The 26,407-nt window shown below is 71.4% G+C and carries 23 protein-coding genes; 14 read left to right on the top strand and 9 right to left on the bottom strand.

What is annotated here, in order from left to right:
* Nucleotides 1–5 precede the first annotated feature (5 nt).
* The 8 genes from ftsH (at nucleotide 6) to DK419_RS07410 (ending at nucleotide 11,031) form a co-directional block, all read left to right on the top strand.
* Nucleotides 6–1,928 carry an ATP-dependent zinc metalloprotease FtsH gene (ftsH, locus tag DK419_RS07445; RefSeq protein ID WP_109958520.1) on the top strand — a complete coding sequence of 641 codons (1,923 nt, stop codon included), beginning with the start codon at nucleotides 6–8 and terminating at the stop codon, nucleotides 1,926–1,928.
* A 197-nt stretch (nucleotides 1,929–2,125) separates the two neighbouring features.
* The gene (glmM, locus tag DK419_RS07440; protein WP_109962176.1) at nucleotides 2,126–3,469 is read left to right on the top strand and encodes a phosphoglucosamine mutase; all 1,344 of its coding nucleotides are present in this window, start codon (nucleotides 2,126–2,128) and stop codon (nucleotides 3,467–3,469) included.
* Between the two features lie 273 nt (nucleotides 3,470–3,742).
* Nucleotides 3,743–4,675, top strand: coding sequence for an outer membrane protein (locus DK419_RS07435; protein WP_109958519.1), 933 nt, complete (start codon nucleotides 3,743–3,745; stop codon nucleotides 4,673–4,675).
* 169 nt (nucleotides 4,676–4,844) lie between these two features.
* A complete protein-coding gene (locus DK419_RS07430) occupies nucleotides 4,845–5,684 on the top strand; it encodes an outer membrane protein (protein WP_109958518.1) in 840 nt (279 codons plus the stop codon).
* A 175-nt stretch (nucleotides 5,685–5,859) separates the two neighbouring features.
* A complete protein-coding gene (locus DK419_RS07425) occupies nucleotides 5,860–6,774 on the top strand; it encodes an outer membrane protein (protein ID WP_109958517.1) in 915 nt (304 codons plus the stop codon).
* 1,078 nt (nucleotides 6,775–7,852) lie between these two features.
* Complete coding sequence (hutH, locus tag DK419_RS07420) at nucleotides 7,853–9,394, top strand: histidine ammonia-lyase (RefSeq protein ID WP_109958516.1); 1,542 nt, start codon at nucleotides 7,853–7,855, stop codon at nucleotides 9,392–9,394.
* Nucleotides 9,391–10,194, top strand: a complete 804-nt coding sequence (gene hutG, locus DK419_RS07415) for an N-formylglutamate deformylase (RefSeq protein ID WP_109958515.1) — start codon at nucleotides 9,391–9,393, stop codon at nucleotides 10,192–10,194. Before hutH ends, hutG begins: the two co-directional genes overlap by 4 nt.
* A 264-nt stretch (nucleotides 10,195–10,458) precedes the next feature.
* Nucleotides 10,459–11,031, top strand: coding sequence for a HutD/Ves family protein (locus DK419_RS07410; RefSeq protein WP_109958514.1), 573 nt, complete (start codon nucleotides 10,459–10,461; stop codon nucleotides 11,029–11,031).
* On the opposite strand, the gene DK419_RS07405 is transcribed toward DK419_RS07410, so the two are convergent.
* The gene (locus DK419_RS07405) at nucleotides 11,026–11,937 is read right to left on the bottom strand and encodes a LysR substrate-binding domain-containing protein (protein ID WP_109958513.1); all 912 of its coding nucleotides are present in this window, start codon (nucleotides 11,935–11,937) and stop codon (nucleotides 11,026–11,028) included. The genes DK419_RS07410 and DK419_RS07405 overlap by 6 nt on opposite strands.
* A gap of 205 nt (nucleotides 11,938–12,142) precedes the next feature.
* On the opposite strand from DK419_RS07405, the gene DK419_RS07400 reads away from it, so the two are divergent.
* Both DK419_RS07400 and DK419_RS07395 read left to right on the top strand, forming a co-directional pair.
* Complete coding sequence (locus DK419_RS07400; protein ID WP_109958512.1) at nucleotides 12,143–13,501, top strand: LLM class flavin-dependent oxidoreductase; 1,359 nt, start codon at nucleotides 12,143–12,145, stop codon at nucleotides 13,499–13,501.
* A gap of 192 nt (nucleotides 13,502–13,693) precedes the next feature.
* Nucleotides 13,694–14,104: a flavin reductase family protein gene (locus DK419_RS07395; RefSeq protein ID WP_109958511.1), complete on the top strand. Its 411-nt coding sequence runs from the start codon at nucleotides 13,694–13,696 to the stop codon at nucleotides 14,102–14,104.
* Nucleotides 14,105–14,181: 77 nt separating this feature from the next.
* Here the strand turns inward: DK419_RS07395 and DK419_RS07390 are convergent, their stop codons facing one another.
* From DK419_RS07390 to DK419_RS07370, 5 genes are read right to left on the bottom strand one after another with little or no spacing between them, the layout of a single operon-like run.
* Complete coding sequence (locus tag DK419_RS07390) at nucleotides 14,182–15,063, bottom strand: histidine utilization transcriptional repressor HutC (RefSeq protein ID WP_109958510.1); 882 nt, start codon at nucleotides 15,061–15,063, stop codon at nucleotides 14,182–14,184.
* Entirely contained in the window at nucleotides 15,060–15,866 is an 807-nt protein-coding gene (locus DK419_RS07385) for an amino acid ABC transporter ATP-binding protein (RefSeq protein WP_109958509.1), read from the bottom strand. Before DK419_RS07385 ends, DK419_RS07390 begins: the two co-directional genes overlap by 4 nt.
* Nucleotides 15,863–16,525: an amino acid ABC transporter permease gene (locus tag DK419_RS07380; RefSeq protein ID WP_109958508.1), complete on the bottom strand. Its 663-nt coding sequence runs from the start codon at nucleotides 16,523–16,525 to the stop codon at nucleotides 15,863–15,865. Before DK419_RS07380 ends, DK419_RS07385 begins: the two co-directional genes overlap by 4 nt.
* The gene (locus DK419_RS07375) at nucleotides 16,522–17,166 is read right to left on the bottom strand and encodes an amino acid ABC transporter permease (protein ID WP_109958507.1); all 645 of its coding nucleotides are present in this window, start codon (nucleotides 17,164–17,166) and stop codon (nucleotides 16,522–16,524) included. The genes DK419_RS07380 and DK419_RS07375 overlap by 4 nt, the downstream gene beginning before the upstream one ends.
* A 25-nt stretch (nucleotides 17,167–17,191) precedes the next feature.
* On the bottom strand, nucleotides 17,192–17,962 hold the full coding sequence (locus DK419_RS07370) for a transporter substrate-binding domain-containing protein (protein ID WP_425352663.1): 771 nt from the start codon (nucleotides 17,960–17,962) through the stop codon (nucleotides 17,192–17,194).
* Between the two features lie 362 nt (nucleotides 17,963–18,324).
* On the opposite strand from DK419_RS07370, the gene DK419_RS07365 reads away from it, so the two are divergent.
* Together DK419_RS07365 and DK419_RS07360 are read left to right on the top strand one after the other, a co-directional pair.
* Nucleotides 18,325–19,095, top strand: coding sequence for a glucose 1-dehydrogenase (locus DK419_RS07365; RefSeq protein WP_109958505.1), 771 nt, complete (start codon nucleotides 18,325–18,327; stop codon nucleotides 19,093–19,095).
* A gap of 108 nt (nucleotides 19,096–19,203) precedes the next feature.
* Entirely contained in the window at nucleotides 19,204–20,880 is a 1,677-nt protein-coding gene (locus tag DK419_RS07360) for an acyl-CoA dehydrogenase family protein (RefSeq protein ID WP_109958504.1), read from the top strand.
* 131 nt (nucleotides 20,881–21,011) lie between these two features.
* Here DK419_RS07360 and DK419_RS07355 read toward each other — a convergent pair whose 3' ends face one another.
* The gene (locus DK419_RS07355; protein ID WP_099955703.1) at nucleotides 21,012–21,191 is read right to left on the bottom strand and encodes a hypothetical protein; all 180 of its coding nucleotides are present in this window, start codon (nucleotides 21,189–21,191) and stop codon (nucleotides 21,012–21,014) included.
* A 144-nt stretch (nucleotides 21,192–21,335) separates the two neighbouring features.
* On the opposite strand from DK419_RS07355, the gene DK419_RS07350 reads away from it, so the two are divergent.
* Together DK419_RS07350 and DK419_RS07345 are read left to right on the top strand one after the other, a co-directional pair.
* On the top strand, nucleotides 21,336–22,592 hold the full coding sequence (locus DK419_RS07350; RefSeq protein ID WP_109958503.1) for a glycosyltransferase family 4 protein: 1,257 nt from the start codon (nucleotides 21,336–21,338) through the stop codon (nucleotides 22,590–22,592).
* Between the two features lie 34 nt (nucleotides 22,593–22,626).
* Nucleotides 22,627–24,084: a DegQ family serine endoprotease gene (locus DK419_RS07345; RefSeq protein WP_109962175.1), complete on the top strand. Its 1,458-nt coding sequence runs from the start codon at nucleotides 22,627–22,629 to the stop codon at nucleotides 24,082–24,084.
* 42 nt (nucleotides 24,085–24,126) lie between these two features.
* On the opposite strand, the gene DK419_RS07340 is transcribed toward DK419_RS07345, so the two are convergent.
* Both DK419_RS07340 and DK419_RS07335 read right to left on the bottom strand, forming a co-directional pair.
* The gene (locus tag DK419_RS07340; protein WP_109958502.1) at nucleotides 24,127–25,167 is read right to left on the bottom strand and encodes a PAS domain-containing protein; all 1,041 of its coding nucleotides are present in this window, start codon (nucleotides 25,165–25,167) and stop codon (nucleotides 24,127–24,129) included.
* 100 nt (nucleotides 25,168–25,267) lie between these two features.
* On the bottom strand, nucleotides 25,268–26,305 hold the full coding sequence (locus tag DK419_RS07335; protein ID WP_109958501.1) for a PAS domain-containing protein: 1,038 nt from the start codon (nucleotides 26,303–26,305) through the stop codon (nucleotides 25,268–25,270).
* Nucleotides 26,306–26,407: the final 102 nt, after the last annotated feature.

Here is a 26,407-nt window from a genome sequence, read left to right as displayed (position 1 = left end):
TTTCGATGAACCCCAACTTCCGCAATTTCGCCCTGTGGGTCGTCATCTTCCTGCTGGTGCTGGCCCTCGTGACCCTGTTCCAGAATCCGGGTCACCGCTCGGGAGGCGGGGAGATCGCCTACAGCCAGCTCCTGAACGACGCCGAGGCGGGCCGCATCCAGAACGTGGTCATCTCCGGCCAGGAGGTGAGCGGCACCTACACGAGCGGCGGCACCTTCACGACCTACGCGCCGAACGACCCCTCGCTGGTGTCGAAGCTCCAGGGCAAGGGCGTGACCATCACGGCCCGTCCGCCCTCCGACAACACCCCGTGGTTCATCGCGCTGCTCGTCAACTGGCTGCCGATCCTGGTGTTCATCGGCGCCTGGATCTTCCTGTCGCGCCAGATGCAGTCCGGCGCCGGCCGGGCCATGGGCTTCGGCAAGTCCAAGGCGAAGCTCCTGACCGAGGCCCACGGCCGCGTCACCTTCGAGGACGTGGCGGGCGTCGACGAGGCCAAGGAGGACCTGCAGGAGATCGTCGAGTTCCTGCGCGACCCGCAGAAGTTCCAGCGCCTCGGCGGCCGCATCCCGCGCGGCGTGCTGCTGGTCGGCCCCCCCGGCACCGGCAAGACCCTGATCGCCCGGGCGGTCGCGGGCGAGGCCAACGTGCCGTTCTTCACCATCTCGGGCTCGGACTTCGTCGAGATGTTCGTCGGCGTCGGCGCCAGCCGCGTCCGCGACATGTTCGACCAGGCGAAGAAGAACGCGCCCTGCATCATCTTCATCGACGAGATCGACGCCGTCGGCCGCCATCGCGGCGCGGGCTTAGGGGGCGGCAACGACGAGCGCGAGCAGACCCTCAACCAGCTCCTCGTCGAGATGGACGGCTTCGAGGCCAACGAGGGCATCATCATCATCGCGGCGACCAACCGCCCCGACGTGCTCGACCCCGCGCTGCTGCGCCCGGGCCGCTTCGACCGCCAGATCATCGTGCCGAACCCGGACGTGATCGGCCGCGAGCGCATCCTGCGCGTCCACGTCCGCAAGGTCCCGCTCTCGCCCGACGTCGACCTGAAGGTGATCGCCCGCGGCACGCCCGGCTTCTCGGGCGCCGACCTGATGAACCTCGTCAACGAGGCGGCCCTGCTGGCGGCCCGCCGCGGCAAGCGCATCGTGACGATGCACGAGTTCGAGGACGCGAAGGACAAGGTGATGATGGGCGCCGAGCGGCGCACCCTCGTCATGACCGAGGACGAGAAGCGGCTCACCGCCTATCACGAGGGCGGCCACGCCATCGTGGCCTTCAACGTCCCGGCGACCGATCCCGTCCACAAGGCGACGATCATCCCGCGCGGCCGGGCGCTCGGCATGGTCATGCAGCTGCCGGAGCGCGACAAGCTGTCGATGTCCTTCGAGCAGATGACCTCGCGCCTCGCCATCATGATGGGCGGCCGCGTCGCCGAGGAGATGATCTTCGGCCACGACAAGGTCACCTCCGGCGCCCAGTCGGACATCGAGCAGGCGACCCGGCTCGCCCGCATGATGGTGACCCGCTGGGGCTTCAGCCCCGAGCTCGGCACCGTCGCCTACGGCGAGAACAACGACGAGGTCTTCCTCGGCATGCAGGTCAACCGGCAGCAGAACGTGTCGGAGGCCACCGCCCAGAAGATCGACGCCGAGGTCCGCCGCCTGGTCGAGGCCGGCCTGCAGGATGCCCGCCGCATCCTCGACGAGCGCCGCGACGACCTCGAGGCGCTGGCCCGCGGCCTGCTCGAGTACGAGACCTTGTCGGGCGACGAGATCCGCGACCTCATCAACGGCAAGCCCCCGGTGCGCGATTCCGGCGACTACCCGACCAACCCGACCCGCGGCTCGCCGGTCCCCTCCGCCGGCCGCGGCCGGCCGCGGGAGAACGACGGCGGCTACGAGCCCCAGCCGCAGGCTTGAGACCCGGAATCCACACCGGTCGGTTTTCGTCACGAGGGGCGGCGGGATCACTCCCGCCGCCCCTTGTCGTTGCCGGCGAGCCTCAAAATAACCCAAACCCGGTGCGACCGCGTGCGGCAACGGGCGGCACTGGCCTTGCGCGGGGCCGCGCGACGGCGGGCACAAGTGGCCCGGGACGGGACAGGGAGTTGACGACCGTGCGCAAGTATTTCGGGACCGACGGCATCCGGGGCCGGGCCAACGGCGTGATCACGCCGGAACTCGCGCTCAAGGTGGGACAAGCCGCCGGGCTCGTGTTCCAGCGCGGGGACCATCGCCACCGGGTGGTGATCGGCAAGGATACCCGCCTCTCGGGCTACATGATCGAGACCGCGTTGGTGGCGGGCTTCACCTCGGTGGGAATGGACGTGCTGCTGCTCGGCCCGATGCCGACGCCGGCCGTCGCGATGCTGACCCGCTCGATGCGGGCCGATATCGGGGTGATGATCTCGGCCTCGCACAATCCGTTCGAGGATAACGGCATCAAGATCTTCGGCCCCGACGGTTTCAAGCTCTCCGACGAAGTCGAGCGCGAGATCGAGCGCCTGATCGAGGCCGACGTGACGACGAAGCTCGCGGGCTCCCACGATCTCGGCCGCGCCAAGCGCATCGAGAGCGTGCATGCTCGCTACATCGAGTTCGCCAAGCGCACGCTCCCGCGCAACCTGACCCTCGACGGCCTGCGGGTGGTGGTCGATTGCGCCAACGGCGCCGCCTACCGGGTCGCGCCCGAGACCCTGTGGGAGCTCGGCGCCGAGGTGATCGCCATCGGCACCGAGCCGGACGGCTTCAACATCAACCGCGACGTCGGCTCGACCGCGCCGGAGGCCCTCGTCGCCAAGGTGCGCGAGCTGCGCGCCGATATCGGCATCGCGCTCGATGGCGACGCCGACCGGGTGCTCGTCGTCGACGAGAAGGGCCAGCGGGTCGACGGCGACCAGCTGATGGCGGTGGTCGCCCGCTCATGGCAGGAGGATGCCCGCCTGACCCGTCCCGGGGTCGTGACGACGATCATGTCGAACCTCGGCCTCGAGCGCTATCTCGGGGGCCTGGGGCTCGGCATGGTCCGCACCGCCGTCGGCGACCGCTACGTGCTCGAGCACATGCGCGAGCACGGCTACAACCTCGGCGGCGAGCAGTCCGGCCACATCATCATGTCGGACTACGCCACCACTGGCGACGGGCTGGTGGCGGCGCTCCAGCTCCTCTCGGTGGTCCAGCGCCAGCAGCGCCCGGTGAGCGAGGTCTGCCACTGCTTCGACCCGCTGCCGCAGGTGCTCAAGAACGTGCGCTACGGCCTCGGCGGCGAGCCGCTGCGCCAGGACAGCGTCGTCACCGCCATCGAGGGCGCCCGCCAGCGCCTGGGCGAGGGCGGCCGCCTCGTCATCCGCCCGTCCGGGACCGAGCCGGTGATCCGCGTGATGGCCGAGGGCGACGACCGCGACCTCGTGGTGCGGGTGGTCGACGACGTGGTCGAGGCGCTGCGCAAGGTCGCGGCCTGATCCAATCGCGCCGGCGGGACGGCGGCAGGCCGCCTTCGTCCCGCCCGCCTCCCGACGTCCGCGCCGCAGCCGGTGCGCGCAGCGCGGACCGCTCTGCGCGCACCGGCACGCGCGGGGCCCGTGTCTTCACCGGCGCGAAAACATCGGAAGCAACACTTTCTCAGCCGTGAGGCTTAACGTTAAGCGCAGGTTTACCGAACGCGGTGAAAGTCGTGACGTCTTCCGGAACGGCCGCCCTCCGTCATCAGCGGCCCTTCACAGCAAGGAACCGTCATGGGCCGCAGCAAGCCACTCGCGCTGGCGCGCATCTTCACGCTCGCTGCGAGCGTGGCCGCGCCGGGGCTCGTTCACGCCGCCGACCTCCTGCCGCCTCCGCCCCCGCCGCTGCCGCCCCCGCCGGTGGAGTTCGCCGGCGGCTGGTACCTGCGCGGCGACGTCGGCGCCAGCATCTACACCCGGCCGAAGCTGTCGACCGCGCCGAGCCCGGACGTGGTCGATTACTACAACACCGATCTCGGCGGCGGCGGCTTCGCCGGCATCGGTGTCGGCTACCAGTTCAATTCCTGGCTGCGCGGCGACGTCACCGGCGAGTACCGCTTCTCCAGCGGCTTCCGTGCCAACGACCGGATCAAGTCGAAGTACTCGACCTACGACGATAACGGCCTGCGCCGCGACCATTACGACAACACCTACGAGACCACCGCCGGCAACTACTCGTCGGCCGTCGTCCTGGTGAACGGCTACGCCGATCTCGGCAACTATTACGGCTTCGTGCCGTTCGTCGGCGCCGGCGTCGGCGCGGCGTTCCACCACTTCTCCGGCGTGTCGGATTCGAGCCAGATCAACGGCAGCTACTCCTACGCGGACTATCCGGACTGGGGGAAGACCGGCTACCAGAACATCAGCGGCGGCAGCTACAAGAACCAGACGAAGACGAGCTTCGCCTGGGCGCTGCATGCCGGTCTGTCCTACGCGGTGACGCCGAACCTCAAGCTCGAACTGGCCTACCGCTACCTCAACCTCGGCGAGGGCAGCACCGGCGTGCTGAACTGCTTCTGCGGCAGCACGCTGACCCCGATCAAGGTCAAGGACATCGAGGCGCACGACATCAAGCTCGGCATGCGCTGGATGTTCGGTGCGCCGGTCCTCGCCGCCGCCTACGAGCCGCCGCCGCCCCCGATGATGCCGCTGGTGCGCAAGTACTGACGATCGTTCCGCCTCCAGTGCGCGTTCGCGCCGGAGGCGGATCCGGCGGCGCGTTAGGGTTAAGCGGCCGCTAACCTTCCGGCCTTACATGTCTTTATCGGGCCGACCGGCCCGACACCTCGCGAAGTACGCCCCGGCCGAGGAGTCGAAGGGGCAGGAAAGGTCGCCCATGGCACGGTTCGGTCACTGCTTCCCGGTCGCGGTCCTCGGGCTCGGCCTGCTCGGCGCGCCGGCGGTCGCCGCCGACCTGCTGCCGCCCCCGCCCCCTCCGCCCCCGCCGCTCGCCGCGCCCGTCGAGGTCGGCTCGGGCTGGTACCTGCGCGGCGACTACACGGCGAGCGACTTCCGCCACCCGAAGGACGACACGCTGCCGGGCACCGAGGGCGCCAAGCTCGTCGGCTTCCGCCTCGGCAACACCGACGGCTACGGCGGCGGCATCGGCTACCGCTTCAACAGCTTCCTGCGCGCCGACGTCACGGTCGACGGACGCACCCGCAGCCGCTTCCGCGACTATTCCTCGCGCACCAACTTCGTCGAGGGCTTCAACACCGAGGCGGGCAAGCTCGACGTGCTGACCGGCCTGTTCAACGTCTACGTCGATCTCGGCACCTGGTGGGGCTTCACGCCCTATGTCGGCGCCGGCGTCGGCATGGCGAGCAAGCGCTTCCACGATGCCTGGACCGGCACCACCTGCTTCACCACCGCCTGCGGCAGCGGCGTCGACGGCGCCTACCGAATCGGCGCGCAGGGGTTCGACGCCCGCGCCAACCACACCGCGGTCGGCCTCGCCTGGGCGGCGATGGCGGGCATCTCCTACGAGATCGGCGCCGGCGTCAGCATCGACGCCAACTACCGCTACCTCGAGGTCGGCAAGGCCCGCACCGGGTTCGACGCCTACAACCAGAACACCCGGATCAAGGACATCGCCGCCAACGAGTTCCGGGTTGGCCTGCGCTGGGCCTTCGGCAACGGCCTCGCCCTGCCGGGCCTGGGCGGCCTGGCGTACTGATCGCATCGTCCCGTCACAAGCCGATCGCCCGGTGCGCCCGCCGCACCGGGCGATCTGCTTTTTGCAACGATGCACGGCACTGTGTGCATCCGCAACTCAATCTTAAGGTTACCGAGACATTCTGGGCACAACGGCGCGGCGGCCACTGCCGATCAATCTGCCGGGGGCGGTCCAAATGCGTTTCGCGATCTTCGGAGTTCTTGTCGGGCTGGGCATGGCTGCGCCGGTGACGGTGCGGGCCGCGGATCTCGACTTCGGCGTCTTGCGCGGCGGCAGCTACGAGCCGGCCGCCGCGCCCTCCCTGGCGAACTGGGAGGGCATCTATGTCGGCGGCCATGGCGGCTGGTCGAGCGCGAGCTTCGGCTTCGGCGATGTCTTCCGCGACCCCGTCGCACAGGCGCTTCGCGCCACCGCGATCGAGACGACGCTCGGTGCGTCCGGCCTCATGCATGCGCGCGACATGCGGCGGGACGGTACCAGCTTCGGCGCCTTCGCGGGCGTGAACTACCAGTTCGACGATACCGTCGTCGGCGTCGAGCTCGACTACACGCATCTCGGCCTGACCGGGCGCAGCAGCGACGCGATCAACCGCTACCAGATCGACAGCGCGGGCTACCTCAGGGGCGCGAAGCTTTCCGGCGACGCGTCGACGCGGATGGACGACTACGCGACCCTGCGAGCCCGCGTCGGCTACGCCATCGGCGACTTCCTGCCGTTCGTGACCGGAGGCTTCGCGATCGGACGGGCGCAGATCGCCCAGACCGTGGCGGTGCGCGGCTACGAGTACGATCAGGCTGCCTACCGCAGCAACCAGACGGCGGATCCCTCACAGCGGGTCTACGTCAACAACTACGGCTATAAGACCTTCCTGCAGAACGATCCCGGCAGCAGCGTACTGGCCGCACCCGACATCTTCCGGCCGACCAAGGAGAAGATCGTCGGCGGCATCGCGGCCGGGGCCGGCATCGAGTACGCGATCACGCCCAACCTGATCCTGCGCGCCGAATACCAGTACGTGCTGTTCAACGACTTCGACGGCCACAAGCTGAACCTCAACACCGTGCGCGGCGGCGCCGCAGTGAAGTTCTAGGGCATGCTCCGCTAAGGTGGACGCAGCTCCACTCAAACGATGCGGCAAAACCACAGGCCTGGCGCAGCGATCGATTGCAACGTCACGGTACAAGACAGCCGTATTTCATCCGTGATGTCACCCCGTCCCAAGTGGGGCTTCATCCTGGGGTGCTGCTGCTTGCAGCAGCCTCGAAGCAGGGCTCCAAAGACCACGGCGATCCCTGGAGCCCTGCTTCGAGGCTCCCTCACGGTCGCACCTCAGGATGAGCTCGCAGGTGGGGGAGACGAGCGGTGCAGGCCTCTTGCCGGTGTCGTGGACCGTGCTGCAACGCGATCGTGAAGTGCTCCAGCGGCCGGCAGGGGCGGTCTCTGCCGGCTCCATCCCGACATGCCGAACCGATCGCCACCCCGCGCGACGGTCGGCCCCGGGCGTTACCGCGGCAGGAGCGGCAAAGGCGGCCGCTTTCCCCGCGGTCGCGAGCCCTCGTGCAGCATGTATAGACATTTTTCCAAGATTGGATTGCGGCGATCCCCCGCCGGTGCCGGTTGAAGGGGGATCCATGACCGCGGGCTCATCCCGGTCGGCGGCGAGGTTCCCCGCGCCGCGCCCTGCCGTGCCGGCCTGATGCTGGACGACAGCCGCATGCGTGACGGCGTCGGTCGAATGGCCGCCCTCGGGGCGAACGAGAGCCGGGCCGCTTCCGACGCCACCGGATCCTGCCCGCCATTCCCCGCGCCCGCTGCCCGATACCCGTCGCGACGCCTGCCCCGGCGATCCCCTCGGCTGTCCCCCTGAGAAAGGCGACCCCGATCCGCTCGGGCCGAGGCGTCCCGCGTACGGAACACCGCTCTCCCCCCTCGACGATCTCCGCCACCCTCGCGGAGCCGGCGCGGCGCGCTTGCCAAGCAGCGTTACAGGTATATACATAATGCCTGCAACGAAGCAGGTGTCCGATGCGCTCGCCTGCCTCGATCGGAGGGAGCGTCGATGCCGCTCCGCTCTGTCCCTGCGAGGCGAGCGCAGGCCCGGGCGCGCCGGACGGCGCATCGGCTTCAACGCGCGGCACGCGCATCGTGAACGGAACGAGGACCCAGCCATGACCCTGACCCTCCATCCGGGCCGCGTGACGCTCCGGGATCTCGAGCGCGTCTATCGCGGCGGCGAGGCGGCGCGGCTGGAGGCGGGCTTCGACGCCGGCATCGAACGGGGCGCCGCGCGGATCGCGGCCATCGCCGAGGGCGAGGCGCCGATCTACGGCATCAATACCGGCTTCGGGAAACTGGCCTCGATCCGGATCGCGCCCGGCGACCTCGCCACCCTCCAGCGCAACCTGATCCTGTCGCATTGCTGCGGCCTCGGCGAGCTGCTGGAGGCCGACGTGGTGCGGCTCGTCATGGCCCTGAAGCTCATCTCGCTCGGCCGGGGCGCGTCTGGCGTGCGGCTCGCCATCGTGCGCCTCATCGAGGCGATGCTCGCGCGCGGCGTCGTGCCGGCGATTCCCGGTCAGGGCTCGGTCGGCGCGAGCGGCGACCTCGCGCCGCTCGCCCACCTGGCCGCCGTCATGATCGGCGAGGGCGAGGCGTTCCTCGACGGCGAGCGGATGCCGGGCGCGGAGGCCTTGCGGCGCGCCGGGCTGGAGCCGGTCGTGCTGGCGGCGAAGGAAGGGCTCGCGCTCATCAACGGCACGCAGGTCTCGACGGCGCTCGCGCTCGCCGGGCTGTTCCGGGCCTTCCGGGCGCTCCGGAGCGCGCTCGTCACCGGCGCGCTGTCGACCGACGCGGCGATGGGCTCCTCCGCCCCGTTCCATCCCGAGATCCACCAGCTTCGCGGCCATCAGGGTCAGATCGATGCCGGCGCGGCCCTGCGGGCGCTCCTCGACGGCTCGGCGATCCGCGCGAGCCACGTCGAGGGCGACGAGCGCGTGCAGGATCCCTACTGCATCCGCTGCCAGCCGCAGGTCGTGGGGGCCTGCCTCGACCTCCTGCGGCAGGCCGGGCGCACGCTCGAGATCGAGGCCAACGCCGTGACCGACAATCCCCTCGTCCTGTCCGACGGCGAGGTCGTGTCGGGCGGCAACTTCCACGCCGAGCCGGTCGCCTTCGCGGCCGACCAGATCGCGCTCGCGGTCTGCGAGATCGGCTCGATCGCGCAGCGCCGGATCGCGCTCCTGGTCGACCCGGCCCTGTCCTTCGGCCTGCCGGCCTTCCTGGCGAGGAAGCCGGGCCTCAATTCCGGGCTGATGATCGCCGAGGTGACCTCGGCGGCGCTGATGAGCGAGAACAAGCAGCGGGCCCACCCGGCCTCGGTCGATTCGACGCCGACCTCCGCCAACCAGGAGGACCACGTCTCCATGGCCTGCCACGGCGCCCGCCGCCTCCTGCCGATGACCGAGAACCTGTTCGGCATCCTGGGCATCGAGGCCCTGGCCGGCGCGCAGGGCGTCGAGCTGCGCGGGCCGCTGCGGACGAGCCCGGAGCTGGAGCGGGCGCTCGCCGCGATCCGCGCCGCCGTCCCGTCCCTGGAGGAGGACCGCTACCTCGCGGGCGACCTGCGCGCCGCGGCCGCCCTGGTGGCGGACGGTGCGATCGAGGGCGCCCCGTCCCCCGGCCTCCTGCCGGGCCTGGAGGCGGCGCGGTGAGCCCGTTCGAGGTCGCCCGGGGCTCCTCGCCCGTCATCCTGGCCTTTCCCCATACCGGGACGTGGCTCCCGCCGGACATCCTCGCGCGGCTGAACGACGAGGGAAGCCGGCTGCGAGACACCGACTGGCACATCCACCGGCTCTACGAGAGGCTGCTGCCGGACGCGACGACCGTGCGGGCGACGGTCCACCGCTACGCGATCGACGCCAACCGGGACCCGACGGGGGCGAGCCTCTATCCCGGGCAGAACACCACCGGACTCGTGCCCCTCACCGATTTCGACGGCGCGCCGATCTGGCGGGAGGGCGCCGGTCCGGGCGAGGCCGACGTCGCGGACCGGGTCGCCCGGTTCCACGCGCCCTACCACGCGGCGCTCGCCGGCGAGATCGCCCGCGTGCGGGCGTGGCACGGGATCGCGGTGCTCTACGACTGCCACTCGATCCGCTCGCGGATCCCGTTCCTGTTCCCGGGCACGCTGCCGGACTTCAACATCGGCACCGATGGCGGGCGGACCTGCGACCCGGCGATCGAGCGCGCGGCGGCCGACATCTGCGCCGCCGCCGACGGCTACACGAGCGTCGTCAACGGCCGCTTCCGGGGCGGCTGGACGACGCGCCGTTACGGCCGCCCCGAGGCCGGCATCCACGCGATCCAGATGGAACTGGCGCAAGTGTCGCACCTGACGACGGAAGCGCCGCCCTTCGCGCTCGATGCCGACAAGGCCGCGCGCCTCCGGCCCGTCCTCGGCGCGGTCCTGGGCCGCCTCGCTGCGGCGGCCGAGGCCCTGAAGGGCGCCTAGAGCATTTTCTGCGACGAAGCGGATAACGGTTCGTCACAGAAAATGCAGCAAGATGAAAGGACTCGAGCAGCGCCCGATCGCAACGCGATCGGGCGCTGCTCTGGCCGAGAGGGGCCGGTGCCGCGATGGGCGGCCGGGCGCTTCACCCTGAACCAGGCCTGCCGGCCGTGTCCGGCAACGGCAAGGCTGTCCGGGGAAGAGGGGGGAACCAGCGCTTCGCCCAACCCCCGACCGCCCCGCGTCGGATGCGAAGGATCACGCCCCATGCGCCACCTGAAGGCCGAAGACCACCTGCGCATGGCCTGGAAGAACGGCGGCGGCGAGACCGTCGAGATCGCCGCTCACCCCCCGGGCACCGGGCTCGGCGGGTTCGACTGGCGCGTCTCCATGGCGACGGTCGCTGCGGACGGCCCGTTCTCGCTCTTTCCCGGCATCGACCGGACGCTGGCGATCCTCGACGGCGCGGGCATGGATCTCGCGGTCGAGGGCCACGGCGCGCATCGCCTGACGCGGGATCGCGTGCCGCTGGCCTTCCCCGGCGACGCGCCGGCCGAAGCCCGCCTCGTCGCCGGGCCGGTCACCGACCTCAACGTGATGACCCGGCGATCGGCTGTCCGCCAGCGGGTGACGCGGCTCTCCGGTCTCGTCCCGCCCTTCGCGGCGAGCGGGCGCTGGATCGTCGTGGTCGCCGTCGATGCGTCGTCCGTCGTGGTGGACGGCCGATGGGTGCCGCTCGCGCGCCGCGACGCGCTCCTGGGGGAGGGCGGGGCGACGATCGGCGGCGGCGACCCGGTCGATCTCTTCGTGGTCGAGATCGACGCCGTCGCGGCCTCATAGCGGTGTGGCGGAGACGAGGCCCTGGGCCCGGCCCTCGCCGAGGAGCCAGCGGTGGAACGCCCGCGCGCCGGTCTTGCGCAGGGAGTCGGGGTTCCAGGCCAGGTAATAGGGCTCGGGCAGGGGCAGACGCAGGTCGAAGGGAATGACGAGCTTGCCCGTCTCCAGTTCCGGCCCGATGAAGGCGAGCTGCCCGAGGACGAAGCCCTGGCCGGCGAGGGCGGCATCGATCGCGCTGCCGGACAGCCCGTAGGTCAGGTTGGCGGGCGGCGGCCGTGCTCCGATCAGCCGGCCCCATTCCGTCCAGCCGGGATTCGCGCCGAACCGCGGATCCCAGACGATGTGCAGCAGGGGAAAGCGCAGGATGTCCTCGGGGCCGGACAGCCGGTGCCCCTCGATCAGCGCGGGCGCGCAGACCGGCACGATGTGATCGACGAAGAGTTCGGCGCGGTGCGGCGGATGGAGCCGGCCGCCGTAATAGATGCGCAGGTCGACCGCGCCCTGCGACAGGTCCGGCTCCGCGTCGCTGCCCACGAGGGAGACCCGGGCCTGGGCGTCGAGTTCCGTCCAGTCCCGCATCCGGCGGCCGATCCACTTGCCGAGCACGGTCGTCAGGCAGGAGAGGACGATGACGTCGGCGGTCGCGTCGCGCAGGATCGTCGCGGCCTCGGCGAAGGCGGCGAAGCCCTGGCGGATCTGCGCGTGGTACGTCGCGCCGAGCGGCGTCAGGCGCAGGCCGCGGCCGGCCTGCTCCACGAGCCGCGCGCTCACCGCCGCCTCGAGCTTGCGCAGCTGCTGGCTGATCGCGCCCGGCGTGACGCCGAGATCGGCGGCGGCCAGCGCGAGGCTGCCCGTCCGCCCGAGGGCGTCGAAAGCCTGCAGCGCCTTCAGCGGTGGGAGGGGGGACATGACGATTCCAGCATGACGATCCCGGCACGGAGACCCCGACGCGACGGTGTCGCCGCTCCCGTACGATCCGACAGATTTTCTAAAGCGTGTAGCAGATTCTCTCCCCTCTCCGGACGTCCGCGCCCGGGCATACTGAGGCCGGAAAGACCGCGCCGGGATGTCCGCGGCCCCGCAGCCCGCGACCCCGCTTCTCAGGAGACCGCGAGTGCCCCGACCGGACAAGCTCAAGCTCGGCACGTTCGTCTACACGTTCGGCTTCCACCCGGCGGCGTGGCTGCATCCGGACAGCGACGTGCGCGGCGCGAACGACCTCGGCCACCTGACCCGCTGCGCCAGGATCTCGGAAGCCGCGAAGCTCGACTTCATGTTCTTCGCCGACAGCCCCGCGAGCGCGGTCGGCGATGCGGGCGCGCTCGCCCGCAATCCGACCAAGATGAACCGCTTCGAGCCGATCACCGCCATCACGGCCCTGTCGCAGCACACCGACCGGATCGGGTTCGTGGCGACGGCCTCGACGAGCTACTACGAGCCCTACAACGTCGCCCGGCTGTTCGCCTCGGCCGATCACATCTCCCGCGGGCGGATCGCCTGGAACGTCGTGACCTCGGACCACGACGAGACCGGCTACAACTACAACCGCGAGGGGCTGGCGCCGCACGCCGAGCGCTACGAGCGCGGCGAGGAGTTCATCGACACCGTCTTCGGCCTCTGGGACAGCTTCGAGGACGATGCCCTGCTCCTCGACCGGGAGAGCGGGGTCTATCACGACAAGGACAAGCTCCACGCGCTCGACCACAAGGGCAAGCACTTCCAGGTCCGCGGCCCGCTCAACATCGCCCGCACGCCGCAGGGGCGGCCGGTGATCGCGCAGGCCGGCGGCTCCGAGCAGGGCATGGAGCTGGCCGCCCGCACCGCCGAGATGGTGTTCTCGCTCGCCTCGAACATCGAGAAGAACCGCGCCTTCTACGCCAACGTGAAGGGGCGGATGGCGGCCTACGGCCGCGACCCGGACGATCTCAAGATCATGCCCGGCATCGTCATCAATGTCGGCGAGACGCGGGAGGAGGCCGAGGCGAAGGCGGAAGCGCTGGTCAGGCTGATGCACCCCGATGTCGGGCTCCTGATGCTCCAGGAATTCCTCGAGACCGACCTTCACGGCGCCGACCTCGACAAGCCTTTCCCGATGGACCGGATGCCCGCGACCGCCAAGGGGTCGAAGGCGATGTTCGAGGAGCTGAAGGAGTTCGTCAGCCAGGGCCACACGATGCGCGAACTCATCACGCACTACGCCCGGCGGCACACCGGCAACGGGCTGACCGGCACGCCGGCCGAGGTCGCCGACTTCATGCAGGAATGGTTCGAGACCCGCGCGGCGGACGGCTTCATCCTGATGTGCCCGACCCTGCCGTCGAGCCTCGAGGACTTCACCCGCCTCGTCGTGCCCGAATTGCAGCGCCGCGGCCTGTTTCGCGAGGAGTACGAGGGGACGACGCTCAGGGCCAGTCTCGGCCTGTCCACGCCGCCGACCCGCCACGCCCTGGCCCGGGGGAGGGCGCGAGCATGACGATGGCGGTCCGGACGCCCCGGGAGGGGCCGCGTGGCAGGGGCCCCGATCGGGGCGCGGGTGCGACGAGCAACGACGAGACCCGCCCCGTGCTCCGGCCGGGCGATGCCGAGACCTTCCGGCAGATCTGGCGCGGCGTCGGCTCGACCGTCGCGGTGATCGCCACCGCGCGGGGGGGCCGAGCGTCACGCGATGCTGGCGACCGCCGTCAGCTCGGTCTCGATGGACCCGCCCTCGCTCCTCGTCTGCGTCAACCGCACCGCCTCGGCGCACGAGGCCTTGCGCGGGCGCGGCGCCTTCTCGCTCGGCATCATGGCGTCGCCGCACCGGGATCTCGCGGCGGCGATCGCCGGGGCGCCGTCGGCGATGCGCTTCGCGCAGGGCACCTGGCGGCGGCTGCAGGATGCGGGTGACGCGATCGAGGGGCTGCCCTGTCTGGAGGAGGCGCAGGCGACGCTGTTCTGCGCGATCGACGCGTGCTGCGATTACGGCACGCATTCCGTCCTGATCGCCCGCATCGTGGGCGCGATCGGCGACCGGGCGGCCGATCCCCTCCTGTATTGCGACGGCGGTTACGGGCGGTTCGCGACCGCGCAGGCGTGAGCCCGTCCCCGGGTCGCGCGCGCCCTCGGGCGCTGCTGCACCATCGAAGATCGGGCGCTGCTCCGGGCCCGTGGCGTTCAACCCCGGGCGGGCGCGTCGCCGGATCCCGGGCCGAAATTCGCGACGAGCTGATGCTCGCTGCCGGGATAGAGCAGCCGCACGCCCGTGACCCAGTCGCCCGCGGCCTGGGTGCGCCGGACGATCTCCAGGCAGGCCTCGCCGACCGCGAGTTCGAGGAGCTTGGCCTCGGACGCGGTCGCGTTCACCGCCCGGACGCGATGGCTCGCCACGCTCCAGGGCACGGCCTCGAGCAGCCAGGCCCCGGGGGCGATCTCGGTGAAGTCCTGGCCCCCCGCACCCTCGGCGACCGCGGGGTTGATGAGCCGGGTCTCGAGGCAGAACGGGCGATCGTCGGCCAGGTGCACGCCCTGCAGCCACAGGATCTCCCCGCTCCCGGCGGCGCCGCCGAGAAGCAGCGCGTCCTCCTCCCGGCCCGGCCGCACCCGGCGGGCGATCAGGCGGAAGCGGTAGGCCCGGCCCGAGCGGCGCACCTCGTCGCGGATGTCGGCGATCGCCACCACGGCCGATTCGGCGCGCGGCTGCGCGACCTGGGTGCCGCTCTTCTTGCGCCGGATGAGGAAGCCCTCGCGCGCGAGCTGGCCGAGCGCCTTGTTCATGGTCATGCGCGACACGCCGTAGCGCTCGGCGAGCTCGGTCTCGACCGGAAGCTGGGATCCCGGCGGCCAGCCCCCGTCGACGATGCGCGACCGGATGTCCTCGACGATGTGGTCGTGCCGGGTCGCGCCCTTGGTCGCCCCCTTGGTCGTCCCCTTGGTCGCGCCGGATCCGGGCGCGCCGGGCGCAAGGGGTGCCGAAGTCGCTCCGCGTGCCGCGTCCGGGGTTCTCGCGCCGGTCTCGCCGCCGGTTCCGGCCCGGTTCGGTCGGGCGGGCCCGCTCATGCCGGCTTCAGCAGCATGGCCGCTCCGCGATCGAGGTAGGTTTCGAGGAACTGGGTCAGGCGCGGATGGCGCGGCGCGGCGAACAGCTCGGCCGGCGTCCCGTTCAGGAGGACGCGCCCGTGATCCAGGAAGGCGATGCGCTGGCCGACGGTCGCCGCGAAGCCGATCTCGTGCGTGACGACCACCATCGTCATGCCTTCGCCACCGAGATCGCGCATCACGTTCAGCACCTCGCCGGTCAGCTCGGGATCGAGCGAGGCGGTCGGCTCGTCGAACAGCAGGATCTCCGGCTCGAGCGCCAGGGCGCGGGCGATCGCGACGCGCTGCTGCTGGCCGCCGGACAGTTCGGACGGGTAGTGCCGGGCCCGCGCCTCGAGCCCGACGCGGCGCAGCTGCGCCATGCCGCGCGCCTCGGCCTCCCGGCGCGACAGTCCCTTCACGGTGACGAGCGCCTCCGTGACGTTGCCGAGCGCCGTCATGTGGGGCCACAGGTTGAATTGCTGGAACACCATGCCGATGCCCGACCGCACCTTGCGGATCCGCGGCGGGCTCAGGCGGACGCGTCGTCCGTCCGGCCGCTCCTCGAAGCCGAGCGGCTGCCCGTCGATCAGGATGGTGCCGCTCGTCGCCTCCTCCAGGAAGGCGATGCAGCGAAGCAAGGTCGACTTGCCCGATCCCGACGGGCCGATCAGGCAGGTGGTCGCGCCCCGCGCGATCTCGAGGTCGATGCCGTGCAGGACCTCGGTCCGGCCGTAGCTCTTCGACAGGCGGCGGATGGCGATGGCGGGAGCGGGGAGCGTCATGCGAACCTGAACTTCGAGAGCCGGGTTTCGAGCGCCCGGCCGGCCCGGCCGCAGGCCTCGACCAGCCCCCAGTAGATGATGGCGAGCAGGAAGAGCGATTCCACGAAGGCGTATTGCTGCGAGCCGAGCGCGCTGATGACCGCCGTCGCCTCGGGCACCGCGATGATCGACAGGACGGCCGTCTCCTTGACCAGGATCACCGCCATGTTCACGCATTGCGGCAGGACCAGCATCGTCATCTCGGGGATCAGGATGCGCCGGACGATCTGGGCCTGGCTCAAGCCCACGCATTGCGCCGCCTCGACGTGGCCCCGCGGCACGGCGGCGAAACCGGCCCGGAAGATCTCGGAGAAGTAGGCCGCGGCGTAGAGGCTCAGGCCGAGCAGCCCGGCCGGCACCGGATCGAGGCTCAGGCCGACGAACGGACCGCCGAAATAGAGCAGGAAGATCTGGACCAGGAAGGGGGTGCCCCGCAGCACCTCGACCGCGAGCCGCAAGGACAGGCCGACCGGACGCGGCCCGAAACGCCTGAGCGCCGCGACGGCGAAGCCGAGGGCGATGCCGAGCACGGTCGCCGCCGCCCAGATGCCGAGGGTCACCGAGAGCCCGGACAGGACCGCCGGCAGCGCCGCGAGGATGACCGATCCGTCGAAGCTCATGCGAGCCGCCCCCGGCGCAGGGCGCGCTCGGTCAGGCTGCCGCCGGCCGCCACGATCCAGTTGATCGCCAGGTAGAGGCCGCCGGCGACCGAGTAGAACAGGAGCGGCTCGTAGGTCGAGGCGGCGAGGTTCTGCGCCGTGCGCGTCAGCTCGATGACGCCGACCACCGAGACCAGCGAAGACGCCTTCAGGATCAGGATCGCCTCGTTGACGAGGGCCGGAACGGTGAGCCGCAGGGCGATCGGGGCGCGGATGCGGCGGAACTGCTGCCAGGGCGACAGGCCCGCCATGTCGGCCGCCTCCAGGAGGCCGCGCGGCACGCTGAGGAAGCCGCCGCGCAGGTTCTCGGCCTGATAGGCCGCGGTGCAGAGCGACAGGCCGGTCAGCGCCGCCACCACGCTCGGGACGGCGATGCCGATCGCCGGCAGGAGGTTGTAGATCAGGAGGAGCTGGACGAGGAGCGGGACGCCCCGGAAGAAGCTCACGAACAGGCTCGCCGGCCAGCGCAGCCACGGTCTCGGCGAGAGCTTGGCGGCGCAGACGACGAGGCCGATCAGGAGGCCGATCCCGATCGCGGCGAAGCTGATGACGACCGTGTAGCCGGCCGCCTTCAGCATCAGTTCGAACAGCCGGGCGGACATCGGGCGCTCAGGGCCGGGGACGGCGTCAGAAGCTCGGCTCCGCCGCGACGTCCGGCGTGTCGAAGGCCGTGCCGAACCACTTCTCCTGCATCTTTCCCATGCGGCCGTCGGCCTTGATCTTCAGGAGCGCGGTCTGCACGGCATCGAGCAGGGCCTGGTCGTCCGGCTTCTTCGTGCCGATGTAGCCGAAATAGCTCTTCTGGCCGAAGGGCGGCTTCACGACCGCGAAGACGGCGGGCTGCTTCGAGGCGACGTAGGCGATGTTCGGCAGCGAGTTCGCCACGGCCGCGATGCGCCCCGCCGCGAGGTCGGCATAGGCCTCGTTGAAGCCCGGATATTCGCGCGTCTCGACCGGGCGGGGAAGCGTCGCGCTGTAGGTCTTCAACTGGGCGAGCTGCGCCGTCGCCTTGCCGGCGCCGACGGTCTTGCCGGCGATGTCCTGGGGCGCCTTGATCGTGTCGTCCTTCGTGCGCCGCAGGACGGCGACGGTCGCCTCGGCGACCGGCGACAGGAACCGGTAGCGCTCCATCCGTGCCTTGGTGATGGTGGCGGGCCCCGCCACCATGTTGAACTGCCCGGCCTCGAGCGCGGGGAGCACGCCGTCCCAGGGCAGCTCGACCCAGGCGATCTTGACGCCGAGTTCCTTGCCGACCTCGTTGAACGCATCGACGTTGAAGCCGGCATGCTCGCCCGTCGCGTCGATGAAGTCGAACGGCGCGAAAGCAGTCTCGGTGCCGACCTTCAGGATTCCCGCCGCCTTGACCCGCGCCAGGGCGTCCTGGGCGTGCGCCATCATCGTCGTGGCCGCAAGGAGGCCCAGCCCGAGGGTGATCTGTACGAAGATACGCTTGTTCATGCAGATCTCCCATTGGATGAAGGCGAGGCGAGTGACGGGCTCGGGCCGCTAATATGATTAGACATAAGGGCGCCTCCCGGATCGGTTGTCAATCGTCGGGCACGCGGCGGAATGCGAAAATGCGAGGCATTCCGTGCCGTGCGGAACGCCACCCGGCCGAAGGGCGGGCGCCCGCCGCGGCGGGGCCCCGAAGCCGGCGCTTGCGGCCGCCCGCCCGCCGCGCCACCCTGGCGGACCGCCCGGGGCAAGAGCGCAACGGAAAGGCTCGAGGCAAGAGGCGGGACGCGAGGGAGGATATCCGGATGCAGCGTCTGGCCGGCAAGGTCGCCCTGGTCACGGGCGGCGCGCGGGGGATCGGGCTCGCGATCGCGCGTCGCTTCGCCCGCGAGGGAGCGGCGGCGGTGATCCTCGCCGACATCGATGCGGCGGCGGCCGAGCGCGTCGCGCCGGAGAACCCGGCCTTCCATCCCTGCTCCCTCGACGTCACGAGGGACGAGGACTGGACCCGCGCCGTCGACCGCACGGTCGCCCGCCACGGCGGGCTCGACGTTCTCGTCAACAATGCCGGGATCGCCGTGGTCGGCACGATCGAATCCGTCACCCTGGAGGATTGGCACCGCGTCCAGGCGATCAACGTCGACGGCACCTTCCTGGGCTGCCGCCACGCGGTCAGGGCGATGAAGCCGCCGGCCGGGCGGGGCGGGGCGATCATCAACCTCTCGTCGGTCTCCGGCATCGTCGGCGGGCACAACCTCGCGGCCTACAACGCCTCGAAGGGAGCGGTGCGGCTCCTGAGCAAGTCGGTCGCCCTGCACTGCGCCCGCCAGGGCTACGGCGTGCGCTGCAACTCGATCCATCCGGGCTTCACCGAGACCGACATGCTGCGCGATCTCGCCGCCGGCAGCCGCTACACCCCCGACGAGCTGTCCGAGCGCCTGCGCGCCTCGGTGCCGCTCGGCCGCAACGCCGCGGCGGAGGAGATCGCGGGGCTCGCCGCCTACCTCGCCTCGGACGAGGCCGGCTTCGTCACCGGGGCCGAGATGGTGATCGACGGCGGCGTCACGGCGCAATAACCGTCGCTCCCCAAAAAGTCGGATCCCAGCGGCAGGCTGGCCCCTCTACAGGCCGGCGATTCGCCGCTATTTGTATGCGCCGCAGCAAAACCACCGGAGACCTGACCGATGTCCGCCCAGGCCGCCCCCGCCCCGACCGACCTCGTCACCCTGGCGCAGGAAGCCGGCCTCGCCGCCAAGGCGCTCGCCGCCGACGCCGCCCGCCGGGTGCGGGCCGGCCTGCTCGGGCCCGACGGCCGGCTCTCGCCCGAGCGCCTCGAGGCCGAGCAGCACGCCGCCCACGGCCTCGCCTGGGTCTCGACCTACGCCGAGGCGATCACCCAGCTCGGCAACTACGCCGCCCACCTCGCCGGCCAGGGCCGCCTGGGCGAGACCGAGACGCTCCTCGTGCGCATCGGGCTGGGCGAGTACCTGGAGCAGCTCTTTGCCGGCATCCCGATGAGCCAGGGCGAGATGGTGCGCCCGACGACCTCGCTCGGGCTCAAGGCCCAGGAGGTGGCGCGCCACCGCTCCGAGGCGGTCGAGACCCTGATCGCCGAGGGCAACACCGCGGGCAACCGCGCCGCCCTGGTGCGGCTGATCCGCGAGGGCCAGGGCTCCGCCACGGTGGGCGAGACCGGCCTCGACGAGGACATGGAGGCGATCCGCGCCGAGATGCGCCGCTTCGGCCAGGCCGAGGTCGCGCCCCACGCCCACGAGTGGCACCGGGAGAACGCCTACATCCCGCTCGAGGTCATCGGCCAGATGGCCGAGCTCGGCGTGTTCGGGCTCACCATCCCGGAGGAGTACGGCGGCATGGGCCTGCCGAAGATCTCGATGTGCGTGGTCTCGGAGGAATTGTCGCGGGCCTATATCGGCGTCGGCTCGCTCGGCACCCGCTCGGAGATCGCCGCCGAACTGATCTTAGGGGGCGGCACCGAGGAGCAGAAGAGCCGCTTCCTGCCCAGGATCGCCTCGGGCGAGGTCCTGCCGACCGCGGTGTTCACCGAGCCGAATACCGGCTCGGACCTCGCCTCGCTGCGCACCAAGGCGGTGAAGGACGGCGACACCTGGCGGATCACCGGCAACAAGACCTGGATCACCCACCCGGTCCGCGCCGACCTGATGACCGTGCTGGTGCGCACCAAGCCCGAGGAGCCGGGCCACAAGGGCCTGTCGCTGCTGCTCGGCGAGAAGCCCCGCGGCACCGACGAGGACCCCTTCCCGGTCGCGGGCCTGTCGGGCGGCGAGATCGAGGTGCTCGGCTACCGCGGCATGAAGGAGTACGAGCTCGCCTTCGACGGGTTCGCGGTGCCGGAGGCCAACCTGCTCGGCGGGGTCGAGGGCAAGGGCTTCGCCCAGCTGATGCAGACCTTCGAATCGGCCCGCATCCAGACCGCGGCCCGCGCCGTCGGCGTGGCGCAATCGGCCCTCGACGTCGGCCTGCGCTACGCCGAGGAGCGGGTGCAGTTCGGCAAGCCCCTGGTCTCGTTCCCGCGGGTCGCCGACAAGCTCGCCATGATGGCGGTCGAGATCGCGATCGCCCGCCAGCTCACCTACTTCGCCGCCCACCAGAAGGACGCCGGCAAGCGCTGCGACCTCGAGGCCGGGATGGCGAAGCTGCTCGCCGCCCGCGTCGCCTGGGCGGCGGCCGACAACGCGCTCCAGATCCACGGCGGCAACGGCTTCGCCCTCGAGTACCCGGTGAGCCGCCTGCTCTGCGACGCCCGCATCCTGTCGATCTTCGAGGGCGCCGCCGAGATCCAGGCCCAGGTCATCGCCCGGCGCCTGCTCGAGGTGCAGTGAACTCCGCGCGCGGACGCGCATGGAGCCTCAGGCGCGGACGCGCCTGAACGAGGAACGCCGCCGCGGGTGGACCCGCGGCGGCGTTCCTCGTTGCGGCCGATCGGCAGGGGCCAGTCGGCGGGGGCCGGTCGCTACTTCGTGATCTTCACCGAGACGGGATCGCTTGAGGGAAACGTCTCCTCCAGGCCCTCGTCGAGGCGCTCGTTGAGCTTGCTCTGCTGGTTCTCCGGCCGCGCCTTGTCCTCCGGCGAGGCGCTGTCGCGGCGGAAGCCGGGCTGGTCCTGGTTCGGGGTCTTGGTGTCGTTGCCCATCGGGCTCTCTCCTCTCGGAGCGTCCCGGTGCCGGGACGGTCTGCCCGGCTAACGCGCGGGGCCCGAGCCTGTTGCGTCCCTCGCGTCTTTAACGGGACGGTGGCGTCTCGCCGGCTAGGGTCCGCCGACGCGAGGGCTCGAGCCATGCACGCCGCCATCCTGACGAACTTCGCCACCCCGAAAGGGGGGGCGGAGAAGGTCGCGATCGAATCCGCGCGCGGCCTCGCCGAGCGGGGCGTCGCCGTCACGCTGATCCACGGGGTCGACGGGCCGGCCGACCCGCTGCTCGACCATTCCCGCATCCGCCGGATCGGGCTCGGCCTCACCGACGTGTGGGAGCGGCCGGCCTGGCGCGGGGCGATCGACGGGATCTGGAACCGCGAGGCGGCCCGGCGCCTGGAGGCGGCCCTCGCGGGGCTGCCGGCGGGGCCGGACGTCGTCCACCTGCACCAATGGACCCGCTCGCTCTCGCCCGCGGTCTTCGCCGTGCTGGCCCGCAGCGGCCTGCCGGTGGCGGTGACCCTGCACGACTACTTCCTCGCCTGCCCGAACGGCGTCTATTACCGCTTCGACGCGGCCGAGCCCTGCGCCCTGCGGCCGCTCTCGGGGAGCTGCCTCGCGGCACCGTGCGATCCGCAATCGCGGGCGCACAAGGCGGTGCGGGTAGCGCGCTCGCTGGTGCAGCGAAAGGCGATTGCCCGCGGCTTCGCCCGCCGCCCGCTCGACCTCGTCCACGTCTCCGACGGCAGCCGGGCGCGGCTCGAACCGATGCTGGGGGCGACCGTCTTCCGCCACCACCGGATCGACAACCCGGTCCGGGTCGAGCGCGCCGCCCCGGCCGATCCGGCCCGCGGCGACGCCGTCGCCTTCGTCGGCCGGTTCACCCGCGAGAAGGGAGCGGACCTCGTCGCCGAGGCGGCCCACCGGGCGGGTCTGCCGTCCCTGTTCGTCGGCGACGGGCCGCTCGCGGCGGAACTGCGCGCCGTGCCCGGAGCGGAGGTGGTCGGCTGGCGCGCGCCGGCGGAGGTCGAGGCGCTGCTGCGCGCCCGCGCCCGCGCCGTGGCGGCGCCGGCGCGCTGGCTCGAGACCGGCCCGCTGACGGTCTACGAGGCGCTCGCCGCCGGCATCCCGGCGGTCGCCTCCGACCGGGCCGGGGCGGGCGAGAAGATCCGGCAGGGCGAGACCGGCTTCCTGGTCGCGCCGGAGGCCGGTTCCCTGGCCGACGCCTTCCGCCGGCTGAAGGACGACGCCGTGGTGCGCACCCTCGGCCGCGCCGCCCATGCGCGCTACTGGGCCGCCCCGATGACCCTCGCGGCGCATGCGGACGCGCTGTGCGACCTCTACGCGGGGATGACGGGCGGGCCGCGAGCGCCATCTTTTCAGCGCAGTGCTGTCATGTGAGAGAGCGTCCAGACCCTTGAGGAGCCGAATGCCGATGCGCCGCCCGACGACCCCCCTGCTGCTCGCCGCGCTCCTCCTCGGGGTCGCCCAATCGGCGGCCGCGCAGGCCGAGTCGGTGCCGCCGTTCCGCGCCCTGACGGACAACCGGGCCCTGCCCGAATCCAAGGCGCAGGTGCAGCTCTCCTTCGCGCCGCTGGTCAAGCGCGCCGCGCCGTCCGTCGTCAACGTCTACGGCACCCACGTCGAGAAGCGCGCCGGCAACCGCGGCGCGATGGACGAGTTCCTGCGCCGCTTCTTCGGCGATGCCGGCCCGAACCTGCCCCAGGAGCGGGCGCAACGCTCGCTCGGCTCGGGCGTCATCGTCGACGCCTCGGGGCTGATCGTCACCAACAACCACGTCATCGAGAACATGAACGAGGTGAAGGTGGCGCTGAACGACCGGCGCGAGTTCGAGGCGCAGATCCTGCTGCGCGACCCCCGCACCGATCTCGCCATCCTCAAGATCAAGAGCCCGACCGGCGGCCTCACGCCGATGGAGATCGGCGATTCGGAGGGGCTCCAGGTCGGCGACTTCGTGATCGCGATCGGCAACCCGTTCGGCGTCGGCCAGACGGTGACGCAGGGCATCGTCTCGGCGCTCGCCCGCACCCAGGTCGGCTCGGCGGACTACCAGTTCTTCATCCAGACCGACGCGGCGATCAACCCGGGCAATTCGGGCGGCGCGCTCGTCGACCTCAACGGCGGCCTCGTCGGCATCAACACGGCGATCTACTCGCAGTCGGGCGGCAGCCACGGCATCGGCTTCGCCATCCCCGCCAGCATGGTCAAGGCGGTGGTCGAGACCGCCAAGGGCGGGGCCCGCACGGTGCGCCGGCCCTGGCTCGGCGCCCGCCTGCAGCATGTGACGCCTGACATCGCCGATAGCGTCGGCCTCGACCACCCGACCGGGGTGCTGGTGGCCTCGATGCAGCCGAAGAGCCCGGCCGAGGAGGCGGGCCTGAAGCGCGGCGACGTGATCCTGGCGGTGGACGGGCAGACGGTCGACGACCCGGAAGCCTTCGGCTACCGCTTCGCGCTCAAGGGCATCAAGGGCGAGACCAAGCTGACGGTCCTGCGCGGCGCGACCCGCACGACCCTGCCGGTGCGCCTGGGGCCGGCGCCGGAGACGCGGCCCCGCGACGCCCTGAAGGTGAAGACCCGCTCGCCCTTCCTCGGCGCCACCGCGGTCAACCTGTCGCCGGCGGTGATCGAGGAGCTGCAGCTCGACATGCCGACCCAGGCCCAGGGCGACGGCGTGATCATCTCGGAGGTCGAGGCCGGCACCGTCGCCAACCGGGTCGGCTTGCAGAAGGGCGACCTCGTGGTGGCGGTGAACGGCGCCCCGGTTGCCTCGACCAAGGACCTCGAGCGGATGACCCGGACCCCCGCCTCGATGTGGGAGGTGACGATCAACCGCGGCGGGCAGCAGCTGACCTCGGTCTTCGGCGGGTAGGGGACCGCCCCCGGGCCCCGTCCGCGCGCCCTCCGGCGGTCCTCAGACCTTCGCGACGGCCAGCGTGCCGTCATCCATGGCGACGAAGCGGATGCCGGCCCGGCGCAGGGCCGCCACCGCCTTGTGGCGCGAGCGGGAGCCCTGGCCCTCGACATCCTCCTCCAGGCGCCGCACCGTCGAGAGCGACAGGCCGCCGGCCGCGGCGAGCGTCGCCATCGACCAGTCGAGCAGGCCCCGCGCCGCCCGCAGGTGGCGCCCTTGCACGACCTGCTCGAGCGCGCGCCGGATCTGGTTGTTCCTCGCCGGTTCGGCCGCGTGGACGGGCTCCCCCGACGGGCCGATCGCGTATTTCAGCCCGGCCCGGCCGAGATAGCGCCCCGCCTCGTCCCAGAGCGGGACGCCGACGATGCGGAACTGCCAGACCTCGCCGTCGGCGAGACGCTCGTGCGACGTGCCCTGGAAGTGCGCCCGCGGAGCGTGGACGCCCAGGGCCCGCTCGCGGAACGCCGCGCGCTCCTCGGGCACGATCATCACGAACGGGTTCACGTTGATCTCGTGCAGGGACGGGCCGTGCACCTGCGCCATCTCGGCGGGAAAGTCGTGGATGCGGTCCGGGCCCACCGCGTAGGTGGTCGTGTAGGACGTGAGGTAGAGCGCCTGGCGCCGGCGCTTCTCCGTCGCCTGGATCCGCCGCAGCCGCTCGCGGTCGGTGACGTCGAGGACGATCCCGCTGACCGAGTGCGGCCGGCCCTCCGGCGAGACGCGGAGCTCGGACAGGACCGAGAGCGCCCGCATCTCGCCGCTCGGCCGGATCAGGCGAACGAGGACGTCCGGCGAGACGTAGCCCTGCAGGAGCTCCGCCGTGCTCGCCATGCGCATCCGGTCGTCCGGATGCAGGAGGCCGACGAGAAGATCGTAGCTGGCCGTCGTGACGGACGGATCCACCCCGAGGATACGGAACAGGCCCGACGACCAGTGCTGCTGGTTCGAGGCGAAGGACCAGCTCCAGAACCCGGCGAAACCGTGCGTCTCGATGATGTGCAGGAAGACGTCCGAGCAGGACTTCAGGTCGGCGGCATTCATTCGCGCGGATTCGGGACGGTCGAGCGGCTCGTCCCTATGCACGACAACCCGCCGCCTGCTCAAGCGGTGGGGCCGTGCCGGGCGGTCCGGCCACCGGGCCTCAGCATTTCGCCACCGCCAACGTGCCGTCGTCCATGGCGATGAAGCGGATGCCGGCCTCGCGCAGGGCCGCCACCGCCTTGTGGCGCGAGCGGGAGCCCTGGCCCTCGGCATCCTCCTCCAGGCGCCGTACCGTCGAGAGCGACAGGCCGCCGGCCGCGGCGAGCGTCGTCATCGACCAGTCGAGGAGCGCCCGGGCCGCCCGCAGGTGGCGGCCCCGCACGGCCTGCTCGAGCGCGAGGCGCAGCCCGGGACCCTCGGCGGCGTCGCGGCCCGACACGGACACCCCGGATTGGAGGATCGGGTATTTCATGCCGGTCCAGCCGCGATACTCGCCCGTCCCGCTCCAGACCGGCACGCCGACGAGGCGGAACCGCAGCACCTCGCCGTTGGCGAGGCGCTCATGCGCCGTCGCCTGGAAGCGGGCATGATCGTCGTGCATCTCCCAGCCCCGGTTGCGGAGGGCGTCGCGCTCCCCGGGCACGACCATCAGGAACGGATCGACCTGGATCTCCTCCATCGTCAGCCCGTGCACCTGCGCCACCTCGGTGGGGAAGTCGTGGACGAGGTCGGGACCGAGGGAATACGTCGCCGTGTAGGAGGTCAGGTAGAGCGCGTGGCGCTGCCGCTGCTCCGCCACCTGCATCCGCCTCAGCCGCTCGCCGTCGGTGATGTCGAGGGCGACCCCGCGCGCCGAGAGCGGGCGTCCCTCCGGCGAGACGCGGAGTTCCGACACGACGGAGAGGGTGCGCATCTCGCCGCTCGGCCGGATCAGCCGGACGGTCTCGTGCGGCGCGAGGACGCCGTGCCGGATCTCGCTCGGGGACGGCAGCCGCCCCCGGTCGTCCGGGTGCACGAGGTCGACGAAGAGGTCGTAAGCGGCGGCAAGGTCCGGCGTCAGGCCGAGCAGCCGGAAAAATCCCGGCGACCAGCGCTGCTCGCCCGAGGCGAAGGACCAGTGCCAGCTGCCCGCGAGGCCGCATTCCTCGATGATGTGCTGAAAGGCGTGGGAGTAAGACTTGAGGTTGACGGCATCCATCTGGGGTTTGGTCGGATCCCTGGCGCGTTCCCCGTGACCATACGGCAAGGCGGCACCGGCCGACACCGAAGGTCAACAATCTCACGGTTACGAGGAGCGCGC

Source organism: Methylobacterium terrae (assembly GCF_003173755.1).
Classification (GTDB): Bacteria; Pseudomonadota; Alphaproteobacteria; order Rhizobiales; family Beijerinckiaceae; genus Methylobacterium; species Methylobacterium terrae.
The sequence above is the reverse complement of the archived record's forward strand: the minus strand, read 5'-3'. Positions and strand labels throughout refer to the sequence as shown.